Consider the following 25,523-nt stretch of genomic DNA (forward strand, 5'->3'; position numbering starts at 1 on the left):
GCATGAGCAAAAAGATATTAATAGTTGACGATTTACATCCCATTTTTAAAGCGCGTGCGGCGGCAATGGGCTATTTGGTTGATGACAGGCCAAATATTTCCCGAGAAGAAACCATTGCCACAATTGCCGATTATGAAGGCATTGCCGTAAGAACCAAATTTAATATAGATCAGGAGGTTTTTAACGCAGCGCCAAAACTTGAATTTGTAGCCAGGGCGGGCGCCGGATTGGACAATATTGATGTTGACATGGCCAATCAGCGTGGCATTAGGCTGTTGGCCGCCAACGAAGGAAATATGGATGCGGTAGGGGAACATGCCGTTGGACTACTATTGTCGTTGATGAACAATTTCAGAAGGGCCGATTTGCAGGTCAGGAATGGTATATGGGACCGCGAGGGCAACCGGGGCTATGAGCTAAAAGACAAAACGGTGGGCATTATTGGCTATGGTTTTATGGGCCGGAGCTTTGCCCGCAAGCTATCAGGTTTTGGCGTAAAAGTACTGGCCTACGATAAGTATAAAACTAACTTTAGTGATGCTTATGCCCAAGAAGCTGCCATGGAAGAAATTGTAAAACATTGCGATGTTTTGAGCCTGCATATCCCACTAACCAAGGAAACTAGGCAAATGGTTAATGAGGAATACTTCTTTCACTTTAAGAAACCTATCTTTTTGATCAACACCGCCAGGGGCGAAATCGTAAATACCCAAGCGGTACTGAACAATATCGCCAATGGCAAAATATTAGGCGCAGGATTAGACGTGCTCGAAAAAGAAAAATTCCCAGCCCTGGCCGAGCAACAATGGTATGATGCGCTGAGAACCAATGAGAAAGTGATTTTAACGCCCCACATAGGCGGTTGGACTTTCGATTCCTACCGTAAAATTTCTGAAGTTTTAGCCCAAAAATTGGAGGAAATAAATAGATAATTTGCTAAATTGGCGCAAACAAAACAATTTAGGCGGGCGTAGGTTGGGAAACAATCCTTAAAACTTATAGCTCTCTATCCGTATCTAGTTATGGCTAAGCATCATATTTACAAAACCAATTTGGTTTGGACAGGCAACAAAGGTTCTGGTACCATGGATTATCGTTCATACGATCGTGATTTTACGGTAGAGATAGAAGGTAAAATGTCCATACAAGGATCTTCCGACTCTGTTTTTTTGGGCGATAAGTCAAAGTACAATCCCGAAGATTTACTGCTTTCCTCGGTTTCTTCCTGCCATATGTTGTGGTATTTGCATTTATGTTCAAAAAACGGCATTGTGGTGATCGAATATACCGACAACGCTAGTGGCACCATGACTGAGAATGCCGATGGCAGCGGTAAGTTCACCGAGATCCTGTTGCAACCGCAGGTAGTAATTTCTAAACCTGAGGATATTTCATGGGCCAATTCTCTGCACGCAGAGGCCAATAGGATGTGCTTTATTGCCAGTTCGCTTAACTTTCCGGTAAAGCATCAAGCCAGCTGTACCGCCATAGGTAAATAAGATTTTCCTTTTAAAATACCTAAAAATGGGTATTGTATAGGCTAGCCCATTCGTTCATATTTACTGGTATTTAAATATCAGTTAATGTATGAAAAGGATACTGTTTTTCCTGTTTTTTATTCTTGCCACTTACGTAAAAGGCCAAATCCCTTATTTGGTAAAAGACGTAAACACCTCTGGAGCTTCTGTATCTTCTGCACCAACCTTTACTATTGAAGTTGGAGGAAGTATATACTTTGTTGCCAGAGATGCTGCTAATGGAGCTGAACTATGGAAAACCGATGGAACAGAAGTGGGCACCGTGTTGGTGAAGGACATTAGGCCGGGAAGCTTAGGATCAAACCCTCAATCATTAACCAATGTAAATGGTGTGCTTTATTTCGTGGCCGAAGATGATGTGAATGGTTATGAAGTATGGAAGAGTGATGGCACCGCGGCGGGGACAGTAATGGTAAAAGATATTAGAGCTAGTATTGGAGGATATGTTCCCAACTCGCTTACCAATGTGAATGGCACCTTGTTTTTTGCCGCAGACGATGGCGTTAACGGACTAGAACTTTGGAAAAGCGATGGCACTGCTGCGGGAACAGTAATGGTGAAGGATATCGTTAGTGGGGCTAGTTCGGGATTCCCACGCCTATTTACCAACGTAAATGGCACTTTGTTTTTTGCGGCTGATAATGGTACCAATGGCGAAGAACTTTGGAAGAGCGACGGTACCACTGCTGGAACTATAATGGTTAAAGATATCAATGTAGGTGTTGGGGCAAGTACGCTCGCAAATCTTTTGAATGTAAACGGCACACTCTATTTTAAAGCAGATAATAGCACCAATGGCGTAGAGCTCTGGAAGAGTAACGGCACTACTGCAGGTACAGTCATGGTAAGTGATTTGAATACTGGCTCAAGTGGTTCAGATATCTCAAATTTGACCGATGTTAACGGAACGCTATATTTTATCTTAGGAAATGGGCTGATGGCAAGTAAACTAATGAAGAGTAACGGTACTGCGGTAGGAACGGTTACCGTTAAAGATTTTTCTTCTGTGTCTCGTCCCTATGGTTTAACAGCCAATGGTAGTAGCCTTTATTTTGCGATTAATAATAATGCAGGTGAGGCCGAATTATGGCAAAGTAACGGCACCACTGTTGGCACTACGCTGATCAAAAAAATATATAGTGGAGATTCTTTCAATCAAGCTTTCAATTTTTTGATGGTGGGTAGCACTTTGTATTTTTCTGCAGTTGATGACGTGAACAATCGTGAGCTTTGGAAAAGTGACGGTACATTGGCGGGGACTGTAATGGTAAAGGATATCGCCCCTGGAAACATTGCATCTAGCCCCAATTATTTTGCAACGCTTAACAGTACCTTATATTTCTCGGCTTATGATGCGATAAACGGCGTTGAGCTATGGAAAAGTGATGGAACCGCTGTTGGTACAGTGATGATCAAGCATATTTATATAGGAACGGGAAGTGCTAATCCTCAACAGCTTACCAGAGTGGACAATCAAGTGTTTTATACTGCGGATAACGCTGTAAATGGGGTTGAACTTTGGAAAACAGACGGTACCGTAAGCGGTACAAGTATGGTCAAAGACATTTATCCAGGTAGTGGGATGCCTAACCTTTTAAAACTTACCAATGTCAATGGTACTTTATACTTCTCGGCCAATAACGGACCTCAAGGCCAGGAACTTTGGAAGAGTGATGGAACGACCGTAGGAACCGTGCTGGTTAAAGACATTTATCCAGGTGGGCTAGGGTCTAATCCCTCAAATCTAACTAATATCAACGGTACCTTATATTTCTCGGCCAACAACGGAACTCAAGGAACTGAACTTTGGAAGAGCGATGGAACAACCGCGGGAACGGTTATGGTCAAAGATGTTTATCCAGGTAGTGGAGATGCCTATGTGGATTTACTTATAAACGTGAATGGTACGCTGTATTTTGTGGCGAGTGATGGGGTAAATGGGCGGGAACTTTGGAAAAGCGACGGCACTACGGCAGGGACTATGATGGTAAAAGATATTTATAGTGGATCGTTTGATAGTGGTATTAATAATATGACCAACGTGAATGGTACACTGTTTTTCGCTGTTAATGATGGTGTAAATGGCTACGAACTTTGGAAGAGTGATGGCACCACAGCAGGTACCACATTGGTAAAAGATATACGGGTTGGTGCATTGGGTTCCTCGCCAGTGAATATGCTAGGTGTAGGCTCTACCCTATATTTTGCCGCCACAGATGGTTTTAGTGGTTATGAACTCTGGAAAAGTGACGGAACCACGGCAGGTACTGTAATGGTAAAGGATATTTGGAATGGTAGTAATGGCTCAAGCCCTGTCAATATGATTAATCATAACGGAACTTTGTTTTTTATAGGAAACGATGGTGCCAATGGTAGCGAGCTTTGGAAAAGTGACGGCACTGCAGCCGGTACCGTGATGGTGAAAGATATTGTTAGTGGAGCAGGTTCTTCTGGTTCATCACAGCTTGTGAGTATAGGTAATGCTTTATTCTTCTCGGCTACTAACGGAGTTGATGGGGCGGAACTTTGGAAAAGTGATGGCACAGCAGCTGGCACACAAATGGTTCATAATATTAGGAGTGGTATAGGAAATGCTTCTCCCGCATCTCTTACAAGGTTGAATGACCTTTTATTGTTTAGTGCAGATGATGGCACATCAGGGGTTGAGCTTTGGGCTTTGCAAATTCCTACAGAAGTATTGCCTTTGAAATGGCTAGATTTTAATGCCAAATTGGGTTTTGATAAAAAGACCCAGCTAAATTGGAGCGTAGAAGAACAGGATATAGCCACCTATGAAATTGAACGCAGCGTTGATGGGAAAACCTTTGAAAAACTAGCCGCATTTAAATCAATAGGCAATGGCACAAATCATTATCGTTTTATTGACAGTAATCCTTTCCCTAAGGAAAATCTAATAAGCTATTATCGCGTTAAACAAACTGAGCGGAGTGGTACAAGTGATTATAGTGAAGTTGCTTTTGTGAGGAATGATATCGGTGAATTAAGCATCTTCCCAAATCCTGTGGCCGATAAGTTTACTATACATTCGAAGATTAAACAGCATGTACAAGTGTTTGATGTAAGCGGGAAACAAATATGGAAGCAACAACTGCAACCTGGAGATAATACTTTTTTCAATTTCAATTGGAGTACAGGTGTTTACGTGCTGAAAACAGCTGATAAGGGATATAAATTAATTAAACAATAGCTGTTCAAAGTACATCACAGCCACTAAAAATTCCATCAATTTATTTGCTTTTATAGTTTAAGGCTTATATCTTCGTTTTCAACACAAGGCAAGACTATGTAGGTTAATCACCCATGTAGTCTTGTTTGTTTTTTAAGAGGATTAAAGAAAGAAATAGCGTTATGGCAGAAATTACCTATTACACTAAAGAAGGGTTAGATAAACTTAAAGAAGAATTGCACCAGTTAAAAACTGAAGGAAGAGCTTCAATTGCAAAAGCTATTGCGGAAGCCCGTGATAAGGGGGATTTATCCGAGAATGCAGAGTACGATGCAGCCAAGGAAGCACAAGGTTTGCATGAAGCTAAAATTGCGAAATTGGAAACGGTTTTGGCTAATTCTAGACTATTGGACGAATCGAAATTAGACTTGTCAAAAGTATTGGCGCTTTCTATCGTTAAAATAAAAAACATCAAAAACGGTGCTACCATGACCTATCAGTTGGTGGCTGAAAGCGAAGCTGACCTAAAGTCGGGGAAGATTTCCGTAAAATCGCCCATTGCTCAGGGTTTGTTGGGCAAATCTGTAGGCGATAAAACTGAAATTCAAGTGCCCGCGGGTAAAATTGAATTCGAAATTCTGGAAATCTCTAGATAATTACGTAATAAGTAATACTTTTACGTTTTGGCTGTGCCAACATAAAACGTATTACTTGAAACTTAATACTTTTATGGCAAGTATCTTTTCTAAAATAGTAGCTGGAGATATTCCTGCACACAAGGTGGCGGAAACCGAAGATTTTTTGGCTTTTTTGGATATCAGTCCTTTGGTGTTGGGCCACACCTTGGTGATTCCCAAAAAAGAGGTAGATTACATTTTTGATGTAGATGACGAGCTTTACCAAGGCCTGATGTTGTTTGCCAAGCAAGTGGCCGGGGGAATTAAAAAAGCCTGTCCCTGTGATAGGGTTGGAGTGGCCGTAATTGGCTTGGAAGTACCGCATGCGCACGTACACCTCATTCCCATTAACCAAATGAATGATATGAACTTTGCCAATCCTAAATTGAAACTTAGTCAGGAGGAGCTGGCAGAAGTAGCAACGAAGATTAGGGCAGCACTAACCCAAAACCCCTAAAGGGGGCTTGGATAGTAGTTGATATTGCGATCCCCTAGGGCATTTAGGGGTTCAATTTTTTGTTGTTTTGATGGCGTTCCGCATCGCGGATGGTTTTTTTCTCTAGGTTTTTGGTGAGCGCCTCTTCTAGGTCAATGCCCGTTTGATTGGCCAAGCACATCAGTACAAAAAGCACATCGGCCATCTCATCTGCCAGATCAACCTGCTCATCACTCTTTTTGAACGATTGCTCGCCATATTTACGGGCCATAATTCGGGCAACTTCGCCTACTTCTTCCATTAAAATCGCCGTATTGGTCAGCTCATTAAAGTAACGGATTCCGGTAGTGTTGATCCAACGATCTATCGTTTGTTGTGCTTCGGTAATGGTCATGCCCAAAGATAAGGATTGGAAATTAATGCCCAATGGCTAAGTAGCAATGATTAATGGTTAACGATCAATGATTAATTAACTAAGCACTAACCTCTGATGAAATCTTTCGCTGCCGAAATGTCGGTAGAGGTAGTTCGAAGAACGATGCAAGAGATTTACTTCGTAGCTGCTTCGCGGGAATGACCAAAGGCTGCGGTCGGGATGACGGGGTAGGAGAGAACGGTGTATAATTACTAACCAATAGTAAGTAACCACTAACATACAACTAACCCATTACCAAGCCCTAGCCCAAAAAACCATCCAACTAGATCACCAACGGCAATAAAAATTGGTCTTCGGAATAACAAAGAGGATGTTCAGAAGGGTGAACATAGCCCTTAAAGAAGGAAAATTGCACCTCAAAAGTGCAACATTAGTCATCCAAGCATCCAAACCTAGCTCATCAATCCCTTATTCCTTATTCTTGGTATCTATGATGATGGTCACGGGGCCGTCGTTCAATAAACTGATCTTCATGTCGGCACCGAAAATGCCACATTGTACCTCCTTACCAATCAGCACACCCAATTGCTTCTTCATTTCCTCATAAAGCGGAATAGCTGTGTTGGGCCTAGCGGCACGGGTAAAGCCAGGGCGGTTGCCCTTTTTGGTAGAAGCAAACAAAGTAAATTGGCTGATCAACAGGATGTTCCCGTCAATATCCGCTAGCGATTTGTTCATTAGGCCATTTTCATCACCAAAAACCCGCATGTTGGCAATCTTTTGCGCTAACCATTCCAAATCTTCTTGGCTGTCCGCATCTTCAATCCCTAATAAAACCAAAAAGCCATTGGTAATTTCGCCTGTTACCGTTCCATCTACTTTACAATTTGCCTCAGTTACCCTTTGTATTACTGCTCTCATACCGTACTTAATGTTAATTTTGCCTTATGAAATGCAAGTATATATTGTTTTTTGTAATTCTGTTCACGGGCTGCCAACAAAAAAGAGCGGTACAAACCAGTTTTTACTTTTGGAAAACGGTGTACCAAAACAATGCTGTGGAGCAAAGCTACTTGAAGCATTTCGGCAGCAATAAGTTATTTGTACGCATTTTGGATGTTGATAGCGATATTGATGGCAAAATTAGCCCTGTAGCACCCGTTAAATTTAAAGATCATATTCCTAAACAGCTGGAAATAGTACCGGTAGTTTTTATTGTAAATGAAGTGCTAAAGGAGATTAGCCAGGCCGAAATCAAAGAACTTGCTGCCAATATCGTGCAATTTGTAACCGTAAAGGTAAAACAGGCCGGCAAGGCCAGCTATAGGGAACTACAATTAGATTGCGACTGGACAGCAACCACCAGAGCCAATTATTTTCAGCTGCTTAAAGAGATCAAAAAGCAGTTGGGCAACAACATCATTTCATCTACGCTGCGGTTACACCAACTGAAAAATCAAGAAAAAAGCGGTATTCCGCCAGCAGATAAAGTATTGCTAATGTGCTATAATATGGGTAACTTAAGGAAATATGGTACACAAAATTCGATTTTGGACGTGCAAGAGCTCAAAAAATACGCTGGCCAAAACTTGGGATATTATCCCATGCCTATTGATGTAGCCTTGCCGCTATTTTCGTGGGCAGTGGTGTTTAGGAATAGGAACTATGCCGGTATTTCCAAACGCCTCAAGCTGGCCAACCTGCAAACAGGTGCGCAGTTCAGCAAAATGCCTCACGGGCTATATCGGGCTAATACCGATCTGCCTGAATTTGGGCTCTATAAAAATGATGAAATTAGGTTTGAAGCAAGTAAATTTGAAGATATTAAACAAAGCGCCTTCTATTTGGACAAGCACCTATCGGCAAAACCGCTAAACTTGTTGTTTTATCACTTAGATGAGCAAACGCTGGATAATTTTAAGATACATGAACTGGAAGAAATCAAGTATATTTTGCATTAGCTTTTTAACGGTCTTTTTTGGAGAAATTGTAGTTAATATCGCCTGTGGTGGCGAAATCGATCCCTATGATTATTACATTTCGTATTTCCATAACGATGTGCAGGGAAAGGAATATAGCCAATTTAATTTTACTGATTACCAGTATCTTTACCATGAGGAGGAAAGCGTAGATGAGTATGATTTGAACAGCGCCGAGTGGGCCAAATATCTAAAAGCTAAAAAGGAAGACGTACGTGAGGTAATGTACGGAAGTAAGGCTCTTCCAGAAAACCTTGACGAGAAAAACATCAGGCAATTGCCGCAAGAGATGCAGCAAAATACTTTTGTGAAAGCCCTTGCCAAAAATAAAGATGCCTTGAAATATTTTGCCTTTGCATTACGCTGCGAGCCCTTGGCAACGGTAAGTTACGATGCTTGGAACCCGGTGGAAAGAGACACCGCTCAATTGGTTGACCGGGCGGAAGAGGCCTTGAAACAACTGGAGGAGGTTAAAAAAGATCGGTTTTTGAAGATAAGATACGCCTATCAGGCCATGAGAATGTATCGCTATGCAGAAAACTATGAAGCTTGCAAAGCCGTATATAAACAATATGTAGCCCCCACCTCCTCTACGGATTTGGCCAAGGGTTGGGCCATGGCAGTTTATGCTGGTGCGGTGCGTTACAGCGGAAATCCTATAGAAGCGGCCTATCTTTTCGCCAAGGTTTTTAATAGCAATCCAGAGCGCAGGGTACAAGCCTACAAAAATTTCCACTACACCTCTGCTACCGTTAACGAGGTGCTGCCCTTTGCCAAAAACAACGAAGAAAAAGCACACATTTGGGCCATTGCAAGTTTTGGCAACCCTAGTTACGACCTCAATGCCTTGGAAAAAGTTTATGCTAACGTACCAAACAGCTTAATGAATGGAACTTTGTTGGTAAGGGAGGTAAACAAGCTCGAAAAAAACCTGAATACTCCGGCCGGCTTTATCAAAAACTACTATGATGAAGAGGATGAAAAAAATAAGGATGAAGTAAGGAAGGCCAACTTGCAGCAGCTTGAGCTCACCAAGGCTTTTGCACTGAAGTTGGCCAGCGATAAAAAATATCCGGAGCCAGAGCTGGGCATCATTAGCGCGGCCTATCTTAACTGGTTAAAAAAAGATGACTTGGCAGCAGCCAGTTTGCTAAAGCAGCTTAATCCAGCAACCTTGGCGCCTAGGTACGGCAATCAATACCAGCTCATCAACTTGTTGATTAATGCGAGAAAAATTAAGCAAAAAAGTACTTTTAATGCCAATGAGCTACTGCCAACGCTAAAATGGTTGGATGAAAAATGTAAGATTAAGCAGCCCGTTGGCCAAGATGACGACTTAAACAGTTCGGAAAATAGGTACCTTAACACTGCCCGCAATTTTTATCAGGAACTGCTGGTGCCAACTTACATGAAAATGGGCGATACTGCCCGGGCAGCATTGTTAATGCTCAAAGGAGATGTTACCCGCGATACTGCCAAAACAGGTCGTTTCTCCAATCAAATGAGTTGGAATACCCTGGAGTTTTGGCGGAACTATCTGAGTGCCGCTACCTTGACAAAGCTCGAAAAGAAATTTGCCAAAACTAACGAAGGCACTTTTGATGCTTTTCTTCAGGAGGATTTACAGAAGTTAAACCGATCTGACTTTTATGAGCTCCTTGGAACGGCATACCTCCGCGAACATCAATACCAGAAAGCACTAAAATGCTTTGACAAATTGAGCCCCCAGCATGAATTTACCACGCCCGAAGATTGGTACGGAGGGGGTGCGCTATACGCCAATCCGTTTATTACCACCCTTAACGATTATCCAAAGCAATTTACCTCAAAAATCAAAACCTATAACAAAAAAACCTTTGCAAAAGAGATGTTGCGCTTAGAAAAGCTAATTGTTAGTGATAAAAAGAATGCCGCACAATACTATTTCAAAATGGCCAATGGCGTGTACCAAACAGGATATTTTGGCAACTCGTGGATATTCATTAGCTATGTCTGGAGCTCGTACTCGATAAATGAGAAACCAATTTATATTTATGATAACGACTTTAAACTGGCCAAAACAGCTAAAAAATGGTATCTGAAAGCACGCAGTTTAAGCACTGATCCCGAGTTTAGGGCCAAATGTACGTTTATGTTGGCCAAATGCGAGCAAAAGCAAAAAGCAAACGACGCTTTAAGTTCGTTTAAATGGTACCATAATGAGTATTCCAACAGAATTAATCAACTACATTATTTAAACCGTAACAATATTTATTTCTCAGCATTAAAGCAGCATTATGCAAATACTGCTTACTTTAAAAAAGTTGGTAATGAATGTAGTTACTTAAGCGATTTTTTAGCGAGTAAGTAGATTTACGTTGTTTTTCGGATAGGGAATCGTCATTGCGAGGCACGAGTCTTTGCGTTCTTTGCGAATACTTCAAAAACCTTTGCATTAAACTATTTAAACTAAACCGCAAAGAAAAGAAGAGTTTCGCGAAGAGCGCAAAGCAGGCGTTTACATCCCTGTTAATCCGATGTTAAAGCTTCAAGCTCGCCGCATCATCATTCCAGCAGAATTAATCAACTACATTATTTAAACCGTAACAATATTTATTTCTCAGCATTAAAGCAGCATTATGCAAATACTGCTTACTTTAAAAAAGTTGGTAATGAATGTAGTTACTTAAGCGATTTTTTAGCGAGTAAGTAGATTTACGTTGTTTTTCGGATAGGGAATCGTCATTGCGAGGCACGAGTCTTTGCGTTCTTTGCGAATACTTCAAAAACCTTTGCATTAAACTATTTAAACTAAACCGCAAAGAAAAGAAGAGTTTCGCGAAGAGCGCAAAGTAGGTGTTTATATCCCTGTTAATCCAATGTTAAAACTTCAAGCTTGCCGCATCATAATTAGGGCAAGCGCCCTTTTGCGAAGTAACAAAGCCAGCCACCTTGGCAGCAAAATTTAGGCAGTCCACTATTTTTTCGCCAGCCAGTTTTTGGCTTAAAAATGCCGCTAAAAAACTATCGCCGCTACCCACGGTGTCCACTACGGTTACTTTTTCAGCCAGGTAATCAATCTTTTGGTTTTGGCTGTAATAAGTCCCGCCATCAGCACCTTTGGTAATTAATATCTCTGCAAGTTGAAACTGTTCCATCAAAGCAGCCACCACATTTTGCTCGTCACCGCCAGCCGTAAACCAGTTGCCCAGCATCACAATCTCATTTTCGTTCAGTTTTACAACATCAGCCTTGCTTAAAAAAGTGCCAATAGTATTTTTATCGTAGTATGGCGTTCTAAGGTTCACATCAAAAACCTTAAATTTGGCATGGTCCAATAATTGGAGCAAAGTGGTTTTGCTCACCTCATTTCTTGCCGAGAGGCTGCCAAAAATAAAAACATCCGCATCAGCTAACCTTCTCTCAAAATCATTTTGCCAAGTAATATAGTCCCAGGCCGTAGGGTAGGTAATGGTATAAACCATTTCGTTGTTTTCCTTCAGGCTGGCAATTACCTCGCTGGTGCTTTGTTCAAGGTCAATCTGTATATTTTCGGCAGGAATTCCAATGGAGGAAATAAAGTCAATCAGTGTTTTGCCCGCTTCATCATCACCAACACGGCTAATTAGCGAAGCATCAACACCTAGTTTTCTCAAATGGTAGGCAACATTCATGGGTGCACCACCAGCCAATCGGCCTGATGGTAGGTTATCCCATAAAATTTCCCCAAAGCAAATGGCTTTTTTAAGTTGATTTTGCATCGTGGACAAGCTTTAGGATAATATTTCCTGCATTTCCCTAAGTTCTGCTACTTTTTCAGTGGCACCTAAATTTTCATAGGCCGAAATCAGGTTCCGTAAAATACGGCGTACAATTTCCGCATTGCTACAGGGCGCATAAAAACCAGGTTGCGGCTCCAGGTTAAGCTGACGCAAAAACTGGTCTACATCATGCTTGCCAAAAATAGCCCCTTTGTTAAAAGCATTAATGTAAAATAGCACCGCCTGCTCCTTATCGGGATTGCTTTCATCAATATAGCCTAATATAAAATGTTGCGGCAAATTCACGCCATATACTGGTATATCCAGCTTTTGCGCAATGGTCGAGTAAATAATGGCCAACGAAATTTGGTTGCCCTTTTTGCTCTCCAATACTTGGTTTAAATAAGAATTTTGCGGATCATGGTGGTTTTTGGTATTCCCACTAAAGCCAAACTGGTTGTAAAAAACATGGTTAATCAGCTTAATTTTCTCTATCGAGCTCATTTCGTACTGCAGGCCCACCCACACTTCCCTTTTAATATCTTCAATTTGGTTAATAATGGCTTGCTCATCCAAATCCGGAAACTGGTATCGGTTAATGATCAGTGCGCCCTGCAAAAGGTCAAAGGCACCGCTTTGATACCACAAATTAAGATCCTGTTTAACATTGGTGAACTGAATAGTATGCACAATATTCTCTATCCTTTCGTGCAGCAAGGTATCCAACGATTTTTCCCAGGCCAGTTCCAGCGAACCAATGGCATCGCTCCCATACTCCAGCAGTTTTTCCTGCACATGCCTAAAAACCTCCTCATCAGGGTCGTCCAATAATTTTACCAACGCATCTATTTCTGCAACATTTTTCATCTGATGCTACCTTTCTTTCAATTATGCTGTTTAATTTTTTTTTGAAAATCGGGGCCGGTTTTCCATCGGCAACTGCCGTCCCGCTTTTCGTTGCAATCTTTTTGTTCCCTTACTCAAACCTCATAGGTTTATCGGCACCATGCAAAGAAAACCTATGAGGTTTACCCCCCCAGCGCAAAAAGTATTTCCACTTCAATCGGGTTTAGTTTACAAACTTTTGTGCACGTTTAAATCCTCCCCCCTTAACAAAAGTAACAAGTCTGCAAAAACAGGCCTTAATCCTTATTCTTTGCTCCTTGTTCTTTTTTCCTTTACTTTTGCCTCATGGTCCTACAATTTTTTGCCGATTACCTTAAGCATCAGTTTACTGCTAAAACCCGACATGGCACACACTCGCCCTTTGTTTACAAGCTAGCCGATGAGGTAATTTACGATTTTTCTGCAAAAAGCGCTTACAAAGACATCGAAGCACAGCGAAAAAAACTTTTAGCTGACCAAAAGCTCATCACCGTAACCGATTTGGGAGCGGGTTCCCATTTAAATAAAAATAGAACCAAAAAGGTAGCGCAAATTGCCAAAAATGCCCTAAAAACACCCCGATTAGCGCAATTGATCTACCGTTTGGCAGCCAACCACCAGCCCGCTAATATGGTAGAATTGGGCACGTGCTTAGGCATTACCACGGCATATTTATCCAAAGCGCAGCCAAAAGCCAATGTACTAACCATCGAAGGCTGCCCGCAAACGGCCGAAGTAGCCTATCAGAACTTTAACGAATTGGGCTTAAACAATGTGGAACTGCAAGTAGGTAATTTCAACGATTTGTTGCCAAAAGCCATCGAACAAAGCAACCAATTAGACTTTGTTTACATTGATGGCAACCACACCAAAGAAGCTACGCTCAATTATTTTCATTGGTGCTTGCCCAAGCTTACCGAAAACAGCCTGCTTATCTTCGACGATATCTATTGGAGCGAAGGAATGAAGCAGGCCTGGGAAGAAATTAAGGCCCATCCGCAGGTAACCGTAACCATTGATTTATTTTGGATAGGTTTGGTGTATTTCAGGAAAGGACAGGCCAAGGAGCACTTTAAGCTTAAAATTTAATTTCTATATAAAATTATTTTATTGATAATCAGTATTTTATTGTTTTAACTGATTTTTCAGTTGTATAACTGAAAAATCAGTTGTACATTCGGTTATGGAAGAATTAACCAAAGCCGAAGAACGTATCATGCAGATTCTATGGAAATTGGAACATGCATTTGTAAAGGACATCATCGAAGAAATAGATGAAGAACCTAAACCTCCCTATAACACTATTTCGTCAATTGTTAGGCTTTTAGAAAAGAAAGGCTACGTAAGCTATAAAGCCTACGGTAAAACTTATGAATATTTTCCCGCCATTACCAAGGAGCAGTATGCCGAAACCAGCTTTTCTAAGCTATTCTCTGGTTATTTCGATAATTCGCCCAAAAGCCTATTGTCGTTTATGGTAAAACAGGACAAATTAAGTGAAGCAGATATAGAAGAGTTAAAAGCACTCATCAATCAAAAATCTTAACATGGAACTATTCAGCTATTTACTCAAGGCAAGTGCGGGTTTAGTATTGTTTTTCGCCTTTTATTTACTTGTACTTCAAAAACTTACCTTCTTTAAATTCAACAGGTTTTATCTGTTGGGCGCTTTAATCGTAAGTTTTGTAATTCCAACACTACATTTTACCATTGAACGAGAGGTGCAGCCGACCACTAGCGAAGCAATAGCAGTGGCCCCTTCGCTTAATGTCGAAAATTTGCAAGCTGCCGATATGGAACAGTCAATGGATGTGCCCAAAGCTTTTCAATCAGAAAAGTTAATGGAACAACAAACGGCTTGGCTTGGCTTACTTCCTTATGCCTACGCAATGATTACTGCCTTGCTGCTGCTTATCGGAATGAGGAAATTGTTGGTGCTGGTTTGTTATACACGACAAAATGCCAAATCCATACATGGGCTAAAACTGTTGGAAAAGACGGAAGGGTTTACCAATTGCTCTTTTTTCAACTATGTTTTTATCGACGGATCAAATTTAGCCCCTCAAGAACTAGCCGCATTACTTGATCACGAAAAGGTTCATGCGCAACAATACCACTCTGTAGATAAAATTATCATGATGATGGCCAAGGCAGTCATGTGGTTTAACCCTGTTATTTATTTATGGGACAAAGCACTAGAACAAACACACGAATACGAAGCCGACGAAGCCACAGCCAATCATTTTGGCTCAAAAGATTACGCCTCTCTATTGCTTAAACTGGCAGTGAGCGAAAGCCAAGGCACTTTGGTTCACAATTTTGTGAAAAGCCCCGTAAAGGAGCGCATTAAAATGTTATTCAACGCTAAATCAAATAAAATGAAAAAAATAATGTATTTACTGGTAGTGCCTATCATTTTAGGTATTACCTGGGGTTTTACGGTTGAGGTGGTGGATGTTGTACCGAGTAAGGCACTGCTAAAACAGCAGGAAAAATTTCAAGAAGATCCCTTAATTGGAAAGACCATTAAAGGTAGGGTAGATAGTATTTCAAAACAAGGTTTTCCTCGGATACTATATCTTAAAGTAGGAAATGTCACCTATCCCATCAGACATGATATCCCTTACAAAATTAAGGCAGGTGATCAGTTGACGGTTACTATTTCAGGAAAAATCGAAGAATTAAGTATAAAAGATGTCGCTAAAAACGAGGAGCTGATTTATGATACACCTATTTACATGGTTAATGCTGCAGCTACTCCAACAGGTCAATCGTTAATGAAGGCGCCAGAAAAGCATGCTTTTTTGTACGAAGCCAATAGAGCCAGATTTGCTCATAGCAAAATCAAGAGCATCAAAAGAAACTCAAGTGGATATGCTACCGAAATTGAGCTTAATGATGGGACTTTTAAAATTTTATTAGATGTATCAGCGCTGAAAACAAAAGCAGAAAAATTTAAAATAGGTGATAAGATTACCGCAAAATTCATTGGAGAAAAATTGATCTCTAAAAATGTATACGCTACCGATAAACTCATTGCATTATATACTGATCCTAAAAAGTATGAATTAGTTAACCCAGCATTGTACACTAAGTTTTATACGAAAGAGGGTTATCAAAAAATAGCTGGAAGCCGACAAAAGCCGCTTACGATTACGCCAATTTCTGAAGACGAGGTAAAGGTGGTTTCGGCTGCAAATGCTACCAGAAATGCAAGTAGCGGGGTTGCTTATTTAACAAAGGCAAAACTACAGATCGGGAAGATCACCATTGAAGCAGAGGAAGCTTCTTTAGACAGCAGAAATAGAATGATGTTTGCAGAAAATGCGAAAGTTCATTTTGCCGATGGGAAAGTAAAGGTTTATAAAAGTGTTATTTATAATGTCAATAACAAAACCTATAATTTTTATGAGTTTGCAGTAAATAAAGAGCAATCCAGCGTAATTTCTGGACCTGGTAAAGAAGGTGCTTTGTCTTTTAGTAAAGACGTTGCGCTTTCGAAAATCCAATGGTCTGCATCTGACTCTGTAAAAATTAGAAGATTTTTTAACGATGTTGTATTTACTGGGAAAGCAAAAGTAGCGTTAGAGAAATATAAGGCCGAGGGTAGACTTATTCATCTTGACGATGAGAACAAAAGAATGATCATCTATTTTGGCTCTTTAATAGATGATGCTAATCTTAAGATAGAAGCGGAAGTCATAGAAGTAGATTTGATGGTCAATACTTATAAAACAAAGAATTTAGGGAAATCATTTCCTCAAGTACAAAGATAAGGCCCGTGAAAATTTTCCTATATTTATTGGAGGTAGAAAATAAGCATGAGCTTGGAGCTAAAAAGAATACATCACATAAAGGCAGCAGAGCACTTAGGTATTAGCCTAGTTGTTGCGGTAATGGTTTACTTCTTCTCAGCTCCTTTATTTAATAATTTCTTAAGCAGAATAATGCTCTCTTGGATTACATTCTGCACCATTCAAACAGGAATTAGCTGGTTGGTTTTCGTCAAATCATCGGCAAAACAAACCCGTCAACATGCAGGTATTGAGGATGGTGGACGAGCAATTGTCTCCTTAACCGTGTTATTGGCGACTTTTGCTGGTATGATGGCTGTTTTTATTTTGTTAATTAAAACTGATAATAGCTCAAAGCAGTGGATTGATGTATTACTTGGAATGGTGGGAATGTTTTTAAGCTGGATACTGGTACACACCAGCTACACCTCCCGCTATGCGCATCTATATTACGATGTGAAGGCAGGTAAATTGCATAAGGGACTGGTTTTTCCGGGCGATGAAGCACCTGATTTTATCGATTTTGCCTATCATTCCTTTGTCATTGGGATGACTTTCCAGGTTTCAGACATCGACATAACTTCCAAACGCATGCGCCGGCTGACCCTAGGGCATAGCCTAATTTCCTTTGTATTCAATACCTGTATTGTGGCACTTACCATTAGTGCGGTAGCGGGCTTATTTGGATAGAAACTTATTCTCCTGGGCGGTATTTTCTTTCCATATTAGCCAATACATCTTCTTTGTAGAAAAGCACATCTTTAAATTCTCCTTTAGTAAACATTTCCGCTTGGTCGTTAAAATGTTTAGAAGAAGGATTGCCGCTATTTCCACCCGCTAGTATTGATTTAGCTTTTACTTTTTCGCCAAACTCCACCGCACAAACAAAGCTATTGCCACTATAGCCATAACGTTTGTTGGTGCTAAACGGGTTACTGCGATAGGAGGGTAGCTGGCCCCAAAGTGCCGAGCCGTAAGCTACAGGGAGGCTAGGCAGGCTGTCGTCATATTTTTCGTTAACCTGTCCGGTAAGGCGCTGAAACCTGTTGATTTCGCCCCAGGGCATTTGCCATTTGCCAAAACGTTTGGTCAAATCATCAATGGTGGTTTTTAAAGGCTGAAGCAAAGTTTCATCCTTTGCTGTTTTGGCAAATTCTTTGGTCTTTTCTACCTGATCTTTTTCGCCTTGGTTGATATAAACATTTTGAATATCCCTATTTACCCTTTGAGCCCATTCCATAGCCAAGGTAGCCGCAATGGAAGTTGTAGAAGAATGATAGTTCCATTTTTTCAATTCGGCAATAGGTTCCTTTAAGCTTGCTCGTAAAGCATGGTCTAAAGGCAGCTGATCATAAGCTTTCGCAAGTGCGGGCAAGAGCACTTCAAAAGCGGGGAGGTAAGTGTCGTACCCCATGCTGATAACATCATTGAGGTCGTATTTTTTGGGCTGGTTCAATAAACGCAATGCCGCAACCCCTCTAAAGTTTTCCCCGTCGGGAGCCATATAACTGGGATAGGCCGATTTTTTGGGACTGTTTGCCCCAGCTACGGTAAATGGTGTTGAATTACAGTTTTGTAACCAACCATTTGCTGGGTTGTACAAATGTACCGTTTCACTTACGGGATGAAGGCCTTGCCAAGCCGTAGCAGAAGTGGTGCCATCTACTACCTCATTCCAGTTATAGGCAGGGTCTCTTTTGGGTACAAAATTTCCGTGCCAGTAGGCAATGTTTCCTTTAGCATCGGCATAAACCGTGTTGTTAGACGCATTGGCGTTTAAATCCATGGCTTTTTGATAGTCCTCAAAGCTTTTGGATTTGGTACGGACCCAGCTTTGCAGCAAACTCTGCGGATTTTGGTTTTTGTGCTTAAGGCTAATCCATTTGCCATCCCTAATGGCCATTATAGGTCCGTTATGCGTAAAATAGGTTTCAAATTTTTTGGTTTGCAAAAGGCCGTTCTCCAGATATTTGATCTCTATGGCCTTCTTCCCAATCGGGTATAGTTTTTTATCATAAGTATAATAAAGCGTTTTGTTCAGTTTGGTGATTTTTTCTGCGTACATGTCTGCCACGTCCACATTGTTGGAAGTGTGCATCCATCCGCAATACTCGTTAAAGCCTTGATAAATAAAAAATTGCCCCCAAGTTACCGCACCATAAGTATTCAAGCCTTCCTCGCTTTGCATGTGTATTTCGGGCCTAAAATAGAAAGTGGTATGTGGATTGATGTACAACATTGCCCGGCCAGTTTTACTGATTTTGGGCGCAAAAGCAAAACCATTGGAGCCACTATGCTGATCCCTGATTTGAGGGCGGTAACCGGTGGGAGAATAATCGTTGGTGTAGAATTTTTTAAGCTCGTTGATGGTAAGGTTGCCGGTACTGATGGCGCCTATACTACCGTCGGTCCATAAAAATGGGTACCAAGGTTTAAATTTGGTCAGGAGTGCAGGCTTTACCTGAGGGTTTTTGTACAAATAAAAATTAATGCCGTTGGCGTAAGCCTCTAAAATCTTTTTCAGCCAAGGCTCGGCCTTTTTATAATCGTTGATGGCTTGCACACTATCAATCAGTAGCCTGATCTGGAGATCGTTGTACAGGCTTTTCTCGCCTTCAATTTCTGCCAGGCGCCCAAGTTTTTCGATGTAATTGAGTTCAACGCGTTTAAAATCATCTTCACACTGGGCGTATAGCATGCCAAAAACAGCATCAGCATCGGTTTTGCCATAAATATGGGCAATTCCCCATTTATCGCGGATAATTTCTACTTGATGGGCTTGTTTTTCCCAATCGTTAATTTCTTTTAAGCTTGGTTTTTGGGCAAATAAATTTAAAGGTAGCAGCAATAACAACAGAAGTTTTTTCATACTCATGATAACCCGCAAATAGCGGCGAAGTTTTAGTATTTAGATTTTAGCGTTAAGCTAATTTCCATAAAAATACCAGAAACTTAAAGCTTTGAACTCATTATTGTGTGTAAAAACTTTGCGTTGAAGCAAATCAAACGCGCTAAAAGGACTCGGCAAAGCTGATGTAGAAGCCGCTTTGGCGTTTTTCGTTCGGCCGCTTCTCGCCAACGCCATAATCAATGCGCACGCTAAGGCCTTTGGCAGGGTCAAAAAAGTACCTTCCGCCAATGCCATAGTTGGGTTTAAAATTTTTAAGGTCGAAATCATCGTTGGCAAAAACTTTACCTGTACCACCAAAAAGGACTAAGCCCAATCTTTCCATAAATCTATACCTTAGTTCTGCTTGGGTAGCAAATAGGTTCTCATCGCGATAGCGCCCACCATAATAACCCCTCATCATTTCATCATTGCCTAATTGCGGCAACAAATAAAAAGACGTGTTTTTGCTTTGAACAGTGTGATACAAAGCCTGTACGCCAAGCACTACTTTTGGAGCCAGCAACCAAAAGTTGCGTAAGTTTACTTTGATTTGGCTCCCGCTGAAATTCTCGCCCCCAAATATATTGGGTGCATATTGGTAACTGATACGACCAAAAAAGCCCTTAGTGGGGTAATTGTTAGAATTTCGGGTGTCGTAACTTTGTGATACGCCGATAAAAAAAGCAGAACCACCGTCTTTATCGTACATGTTGTTGCCTGTGGCGTAAATACCGCCTGGTTCACTATCTTTAAAACGATAATTTTCAAAACCTACAGATATGCCGGTATAGGTATTTTTGGCAAAAGCTTTTTCAGCATCCAGTTGTACTTTGAACATGCGTTGCACCAGTTTGTCTTCATCGTCATGTGCAGTGTTGTTGCCAATGCCGTAAAAATTGAAAGGCATGTTTTTGAAACGTATTTCGCTGATGAAATGTAGCTCATTGCGCTTGGTCCAGGCATCACCTCTAAAAGTAACATTATAAGTTTTTTTGGTGGAGTAAGAAGCAGCACCAAAAAAGTTAGAACTTCGGTTGTTGGTATCGGCCTTATCCACATAAAAGGAATAAATACTGCCCAAGCCAAATTCAAAACCAGTTTCCTGAGCGTAGCCAAACACGGGGATAGGCATATAGCTGGATTTGCGAGTAGTGTCCTTTTCGTTGGAGAAAAGTTTTTTTAGAAACTTACCTTGTGCAAAGCTGAGGTGGGCCATGCAAAGGCACAAAACCATAAGTTGTACTTTTTTCATTTGCGTACAAAGTAAGTGAATTTCTGCGGATTAGGGTAATCTTACTTATATTAGGCAACCTTAACACTTGATTATGAGAAAAGTTCTCCTTTTTGCCATCCTGAACGTATTTTTTGTAGTTAACGCACAAAATACAGCTGTTTCTTTGGCTAATGAAGCCAGCTCCTTGCAGCCTTACGTAAATCAATTTCAATCTGATGAAAACATGCTCAATAGAAAGTATGTGCTAAAGAGGACTGATGAATATTTTTTACGCATGGAGAAATTCTATAAAGATTGGCTTTCTCAGTTGAAAAATATCGCATTTCAGAAGCTGTCTCAAAATGAAAAGATCGACTATATCTTATTGAAAAGAAATATCAGCGCAAATGCCAAAAGTTTGAAAATAGCACATCAAGAATTTAAAAGCAATAGCTATTTATTGCCCTTTGCAGCAATCATTATAGATTTTGAACAAAAAAGAAGAATAGGCAAGCAACAGCCCGGCGATCAGGCTAGCGCAGCTTTTGAGGAGTTGAAAACTCAAATTGAGGCAACCAGGATGGCTGTTGATAAAAAAGAACTTTCGGTAAACTGGAAGCAAGCAAATTGGGCACAACAAACCGTAGGCCAGTATACTGCGGCATTTACCGAAGCCTACAAGTTTTACGATGGTTACGATCCGCAGTTTACCAAGGCGACTAAAAATCTATACCCTGGAGTAATTACGGCACTTAAAAATTATGCAGCTGATTTAGAAAAAATCGCTAAGCAAAACACCGCTTTGGATGATGGGACAGGTATCGTAGGCGAGCCCATCGGGCGATTGGCTTTACTAGATGGTTTGAAAAACGAAATGATCCCTTACACCCCGGAAGAACTTACGGCTATAGCCCAAAGGGAATTTGCCTGGTGCGATGCAGAAATGGCCAAAGCTACCCGTGAAATGGGTTTTGGTAACGATTGGAAAGCGGCACTCGAAAAGGTCAAAACTGCTTATCCGCCACTAGGTAAGCAGCCTGAGTTGGTTTTTGAGCTGGCCAATGAAGCAATCAACTTTGTAGAGCAAAATAAGTTAATTGCCATTCCGGCTATGGCCAAAGAAGGCTGGCGCATGCGTATGCTAACGCCCGAAGAACAACGCTTTGCACCATTCTTTTTAGGGGGCGAATCGGTGCTGATTGCCTATCCCACGGAGGATATGGCCGAAGAAGCAAAAATGATGACCTTAAGAGGGAATAACCGGCATTTTTCAAGAGCCGTGGTGTTTCATGAACTAATCCCAGGGCATAATTTACAATATTACATGCAAAGCAGATACAAACCTTACCGCAGGGCATTTGGTACACCATTCTGGACCGAAGGTTGGTCCCTCTATTGGGAAATGCAGCTTTGGGACAACAACTTTGCAAAAACGCCCGAAGATAAAATTGGGATGCTGTTTTGGCGTATGCACCGTTGTGCCCGTATCATTTTTTCTACAAAATATCACCTGGGGGAGTGGACACCCAAACAATGCATCGACTTCCTGGTGGAGCGTGTAGGTTTTGAAAAGGCCAATGCCGAAGCGGAAGTGAGAAGATCTTTTACAGGTAATTATGGCCCTTTATATCAAATTGGATATATGATTGGCGGCTTACAGTTTAAAGCACTGCAAAAAGAGTTGGTGCAAACTGGAAAAATGAATAATATCGCTTTTCACGATCGGATCCTGAAAGAAAACTGTATGCCGGTAGAACTGTTGAGGGCGCTGTTAACTCAACAAGTATTAACCGAAAATTTTAGCACAAAGTGGAAGTTCGCTGGCGAGATAAAATAAATATCTGGGCATATTAGAAGTAAACTAAGCTATAAGCCAAACCAAAAATAAAAATTGATATTCTGCTTGTTTGGTAAAAATCAATTCACTAAATTTGTTATGCAAGCATAATAAATTAATGAAGCAGAAGGAAACCGTAGATTATTTTTTGAAGGTAGTTTGGCAAAACGTTTCAAACACCTATAACCAAATAGCGTCAGGGTTTGGGATTACCCAAGCTATAGGCTATGTACTGATCAATATAGACGCTGAAGGTACTGCGGTGTCGGCATTGGCAAATTTGCTTGGCGTTAAGGCCACAAGTTTATCGCGGATGTTAAACAATATGGAAGAATCGGGGTTGATTTATAGAGAAACTTCAGAAGGTGATAAGCGGTCTGTCAAGATTTTTTTAACGCCCTTTGGAATCGAAAAGCGAAAGCTGGCCCGAGATGTGGTGGTTTCATTTAACGAATACCTTAACGAAAGACTCAGCGTAAGGGAAAAAGAACAACTGATCAGCACGCTAGAAAAAATTAACCAGTTAACCTTGGCTTATCCGCCAGCAAAAAAATAATAATGAACAGAAAAATAACGAAAGTAGCGGTTTTAGGATCGGGCATTATGGGATCACGTATTGCCTGTCATTTTGCTAATATTGGCGTAGAAGTTTTATTGTTGGATATTGCACCGAAAGAACTGACAACCGAAGAGCAGGCTAAGGGTTTGGCTTTGGATCATAAGGTAGTTAAAAACAGAATCGTGAATGCAGCGCTGCAAACCGCGGTGAAAAGCAATCCTTCGCCAATTTATTCCCAAAGCGTACTTCAAAAAATTAGTACGGGTAATTTCGATGACGATATGTCTAAGATTGCCAATTACGATTGGATTATAGAGGTGGTGGTAGAAAACTTGGACATCAAGAAGAAAGTATTTGAACAAGTAGAGCAATTTCGTAAACCAGGAACTTTAATCACCTCAAATACTTCGGGTATCCCAATCCATTTGATGGCCGAGGGAAGAAGCGATGATTTTAAGGCCAATTTCTGCGGTACGCACTTTTTTAATCCGCCGCGCTACTTAAGATTGCTCGAAATTATCCCAACGCCGTATACCAAACCAGAAATTGTAGATTTCCTGATGCACTATGGCGATAAGTTTTTGGGTAAAACTACGGTGTTGTGTAAAGATACTCCTGCGTTTATCGCTAACCGGGTAGGTGTATATTCGATCATGGCCCTGCTTCATTCTGTAGAAAAGTTAGATCTTACGGTAGAGGAAGTAGATAAATTTACGGGCCCGGCCCTGGGCAGGCCAAAATCGGCCACTTTCCGTACCTCGGATGTAGTAGGCTTGGATACCATGATCAAAGTGGCCAAAGGCTTGTACGACAACGTGCCGAACGACAAAGCTCACGACCTATTTAAGCTGCCTGCCTACGTTGAAAAAATGTCTGAGAATAATTGGTTGGGCGATAAGACGAAGCAAGGTTTCTATAAAAAGATCAAAAATGCAGATGGTAAAAGCGAAATTTTGGCGCTTGACCTTAAAACGCTAGAATATAAACCACAGCAAAAAGTAAAATCGGCTACGTTAGAAATGACCAAAAACATTGACAAGGTAGCGGATAGGATGAAGGTTTTTGCGGCCGGGAAAGATAAAGCGGGCGAACTGTTCCGCACCTCGTTCTTTGGCTTGTTCGAATATGTTTCGGATCGTATTCCTGAAATTGCCGATGAGCTATATAAAATAGATGATGCCATGCGTGCTGGCTTTGGATGGGAGCTAGGCCCTTTTGAAGTTTGGGATGCGGTAGGCGTGGCCGAAGCGATTGAGGGCATGAAGAAATATGGTAACGAACCAGCGGCTTGGGTAAGTGAAATGTTGGCTGCGGGTAATACCTCATTCTATAAAGTAGAAGATGGCGTAAAGAAATACTATGACATTCCTTCAAAAAGCTATAAAGCTATTCCCGGAACATCAGATTTCATTATCCTCGAAAACCTGAAGGCCAACAATAAGGTGCTTTATAAAAATGCAGGTGCCTCTATCATTGATCTGGGTGATGGTATTTTAAATGTAGAGTTCCACTCGAAAATGAATACCATTGGTGGCGATACCTTAAGTGCCATCAATAAAGCCATTGACATGGCCGAAAAAGATTATCGCGGTGTGGTGATTGGTAACGATGGTGCCAATTTCTCTGCCGGGGCCAACGTGGGTATGATCTTTATGATGGCCGTGGAGCAGGAATGGGAAGAACTGAACATGGCCATACGCTTGTTTCAAAATACCTCAATGCGTATTCGATATTCTTCTATTCCGGTAGTGGTGGCCTCTCATAACCTTACCTTGGGTGGCGGCTGCGAGTTTAGCTTGCATGCCGACCACGTACAGTTGAGTGCCGAAACCTATATGGGACTGGTGGAGTTTGGTGTAGGCGTAATCCCTGGTGGTGGCGGAACCAAAGAGTTTGCCTTGAGGGCATCTGATGAGTTCAGCGATGATCAAATTGTACAAAATACCTTGAAAAACCGCTTCTTAACCATTGGTATGGCCAAAGTGTCGACCTCTGCTGTGGAGGCTTTTGAGTTGGGTTATTTGCAGAAAGATAAATACGCCATTAGTATGAACCGAAGCCGCTTAATTGCCGATGCCAAAGCTAAAGCTATTGAACTGGCCGATGCGGGTTATACCAAACCTGTACAGCGTAAAAACATTAAGGTGCTGGGCAAACAGGGCCTGGGCATTGTTTACGCAGGAGCGAATAGCATGTATTCGGGCCACTATATTTCGGAGCACGATAAAAAAATCTCTGAAAAATTGGGTTATGTAATGTGTGGCGGCGATCTATCATCTCCAACGGAAGTAACCGAGCAATACCTGTTAGATCTGGAACGCGAGGCCTTTTTATCGCTTTGCGGAGAACGTAAAACACTGGAGCGTATACAAAGTATTGTAACCAAGGGGAAACCGTTGAGGAATTAGGTTG

The 25,523-nt window shown here is 41.3% G+C and carries 20 protein-coding genes; 14 read left to right on the forward strand and 6 right to left on the reverse strand.

Going from position 1 to position 25,523, the window contains the following annotated elements:
• The first annotated feature begins 2 nt into the window (after positions 1 to 2).
• The 5 genes from DUT71_RS12725 (at position 3) to DUT71_RS12745 (ending at position 5,859) form a co-directional block, all read left to right on the forward strand.
• On the forward strand, positions 3 to 932 hold the full coding sequence (locus tag DUT71_RS12725) for a 2-hydroxyacid dehydrogenase (RefSeq protein WP_113662929.1): 930 nt from the start codon (positions 3 to 5) through the stop codon (positions 930 to 932).
• A 90-nt stretch (positions 933 to 1,022) separates the two neighbouring features.
• Positions 1,023 to 1,499 (forward strand): OsmC family protein, encoded by a 477-nt coding sequence (locus DUT71_RS12730; RefSeq protein ID WP_113662930.1) that lies wholly within the window; start codon positions 1,023 to 1,025, stop codon positions 1,497 to 1,499.
• An 88-nt stretch (positions 1,500 to 1,587) separates the two neighbouring features.
• Entirely contained in the window at positions 1,588 to 4,746 is a 3,159-nt protein-coding gene (locus DUT71_RS12735) for an ELWxxDGT repeat protein (RefSeq protein ID WP_113662931.1), read from the forward strand.
• 161 nt (positions 4,747 to 4,907) lie between these two features.
• Positions 4,908 to 5,381, forward strand: a complete 474-nt coding sequence (gene greA / locus DUT71_RS12740; RefSeq protein WP_113662932.1) for a transcription elongation factor GreA — start codon at positions 4,908 to 4,910, stop codon at positions 5,379 to 5,381.
• A gap of 73 nt (positions 5,382 to 5,454) precedes the next feature.
• The gene (locus tag DUT71_RS12745; RefSeq protein ID WP_113663075.1) at positions 5,455 to 5,859 is read left to right on the forward strand and encodes an HIT family protein; all 405 of its coding nucleotides are present in this window, start codon (positions 5,455 to 5,457) and stop codon (positions 5,857 to 5,859) included.
• A 43-nt stretch (positions 5,860 to 5,902) separates the two neighbouring features.
• Here DUT71_RS12745 and DUT71_RS12750 read toward each other — a convergent pair whose 3' ends face one another.
• Positions 5,903 to 6,232 (reverse strand): nucleotide pyrophosphohydrolase, encoded by a 330-nt coding sequence (locus DUT71_RS12750; protein WP_113662933.1) that lies wholly within the window; start codon positions 6,230 to 6,232, stop codon positions 5,903 to 5,905.
• Positions 6,233 to 6,682: 450 nt separating this feature from the next.
• On the reverse strand, positions 6,683 to 7,135 hold the full coding sequence (gene dtd / locus DUT71_RS12755; protein WP_113662934.1) for a D-aminoacyl-tRNA deacylase: 453 nt from the start codon (positions 7,133 to 7,135) through the stop codon (positions 6,683 to 6,685).
• A gap of 26 nt (positions 7,136 to 7,161) precedes the next feature.
• On the opposite strand from dtd, the gene DUT71_RS12760 reads away from it, so the two are divergent.
• Together DUT71_RS12760 and DUT71_RS12765 are read left to right on the forward strand one after the other, a co-directional pair.
• Complete coding sequence (locus tag DUT71_RS12760) at positions 7,162 to 8,175, forward strand: hypothetical protein (RefSeq protein ID WP_113662935.1); 1,014 nt, start codon at positions 7,162 to 7,164, stop codon at positions 8,173 to 8,175.
• On the forward strand, positions 8,141 to 10,543 hold the full coding sequence (locus tag DUT71_RS12765; protein ID WP_113662936.1) for a hypothetical protein: 2,403 nt from the start codon (positions 8,141 to 8,143) through the stop codon (positions 10,541 to 10,543). The genes DUT71_RS12760 and DUT71_RS12765 overlap by 35 nt, the downstream gene beginning before the upstream one ends.
• 511 nt (positions 10,544 to 11,054) lie before the next feature.
• On the opposite strand, the gene DUT71_RS12770 is transcribed toward DUT71_RS12765, so the two are convergent.
• Both DUT71_RS12770 and DUT71_RS12775 read right to left on the reverse strand, forming a co-directional pair.
• Positions 11,055 to 11,933: a carbohydrate kinase family protein gene (locus tag DUT71_RS12770; protein ID WP_113662937.1), complete on the reverse strand. Its 879-nt coding sequence runs from the start codon at positions 11,931 to 11,933 to the stop codon at positions 11,055 to 11,057.
• A gap of 12 nt (positions 11,934 to 11,945) precedes the next feature.
• A complete protein-coding gene (locus DUT71_RS12775; RefSeq protein WP_113662938.1) occupies positions 11,946 to 12,800 on the reverse strand; it encodes a transglutaminase-like domain-containing protein in 855 nt (284 codons plus the stop codon).
• A 324-nt stretch (positions 12,801 to 13,124) separates the two neighbouring features.
• Here DUT71_RS12775 and DUT71_RS12780 point away from each other — a divergent pair, with 324 nt between their 5' ends.
• The 4 genes from DUT71_RS12780 to DUT71_RS12795 all read left to right on the forward strand — a co-directional run bounded on the left by DUT71_RS12780 (position 13,125) and on the right by DUT71_RS12795 (position 17,302).
• Complete coding sequence (locus DUT71_RS12780; RefSeq protein ID WP_113662939.1) at positions 13,125 to 13,907, forward strand: O-methyltransferase; 783 nt, start codon at positions 13,125 to 13,127, stop codon at positions 13,905 to 13,907.
• Between the two features lie 94 nt (positions 13,908 to 14,001).
• Positions 14,002 to 14,364 (forward strand): BlaI/MecI/CopY family transcriptional regulator, encoded by a 363-nt coding sequence (locus DUT71_RS12785; protein ID WP_113662940.1) that lies wholly within the window; start codon positions 14,002 to 14,004, stop codon positions 14,362 to 14,364.
• 1 nt (position 14,365) lies between these two features.
• On the forward strand, positions 14,366 to 16,594 hold the full coding sequence (locus tag DUT71_RS12790) for a M56 family metallopeptidase (RefSeq protein WP_113662941.1): 2,229 nt from the start codon (positions 14,366 to 14,368) through the stop codon (positions 16,592 to 16,594).
• 45 nt (positions 16,595 to 16,639) lie between these two features.
• Positions 16,640 to 17,302: a DUF1345 domain-containing protein gene (locus tag DUT71_RS12795; protein ID WP_113662942.1), complete on the forward strand. Its 663-nt coding sequence runs from the start codon at positions 16,640 to 16,642 to the stop codon at positions 17,300 to 17,302.
• Between the two features lie 4 nt (positions 17,303 to 17,306).
• On the opposite strand, the gene DUT71_RS12800 is transcribed toward DUT71_RS12795, so the two are convergent.
• Together DUT71_RS12800 and DUT71_RS12805 are read right to left on the reverse strand one after the other, a co-directional pair.
• Positions 17,307 to 19,481, reverse strand: coding sequence for a penicillin acylase family protein (locus tag DUT71_RS12800; protein ID WP_113662943.1), 2,175 nt, complete (start codon positions 19,479 to 19,481; stop codon positions 17,307 to 17,309).
• Between the two features lie 142 nt (positions 19,482 to 19,623).
• Complete coding sequence (locus DUT71_RS12805) at positions 19,624 to 20,754, reverse strand: BamA/TamA family outer membrane protein (protein WP_113662944.1); 1,131 nt, start codon at positions 20,752 to 20,754, stop codon at positions 19,624 to 19,626.
• Positions 20,755 to 20,827: 73 nt separating this feature from the next.
• On the opposite strand from DUT71_RS12805, the gene DUT71_RS12810 reads away from it, so the two are divergent.
• The 3 genes from DUT71_RS12810 to DUT71_RS12820 all read left to right on the forward strand — a co-directional run bounded on the left by DUT71_RS12810 (position 20,828) and on the right by DUT71_RS12820 (position 25,519).
• Positions 20,828 to 22,552, forward strand: coding sequence for a DUF885 family protein (locus DUT71_RS12810; protein WP_113662945.1), 1,725 nt, complete (start codon positions 20,828 to 20,830; stop codon positions 22,550 to 22,552).
• Between the two features lie 118 nt (positions 22,553 to 22,670).
• A complete protein-coding gene (locus DUT71_RS12815) occupies positions 22,671 to 23,108 on the forward strand; it encodes a MarR family winged helix-turn-helix transcriptional regulator (RefSeq protein ID WP_113662946.1) in 438 nt (145 codons plus the stop codon).
• Between the two features lie 2 nt (positions 23,109 to 23,110).
• Complete coding sequence (locus tag DUT71_RS12820; RefSeq protein WP_205313931.1) at positions 23,111 to 25,519, forward strand: 3-hydroxyacyl-CoA dehydrogenase/enoyl-CoA hydratase family protein; 2,409 nt, start codon at positions 23,111 to 23,113, stop codon at positions 25,517 to 25,519.
• The last annotated feature ends 4 nt before the right edge of the window (positions 25,520 to 25,523 follow it).

Origin of the sequence: Pedobacter nanyangensis (assembly GCF_003313505.1) — a bacterium.
GTDB classification, from domain to species: Bacteria; Bacteroidota; Bacteroidia; order Sphingobacteriales; family Sphingobacteriaceae; genus Pedobacter; species Pedobacter nanyangensis.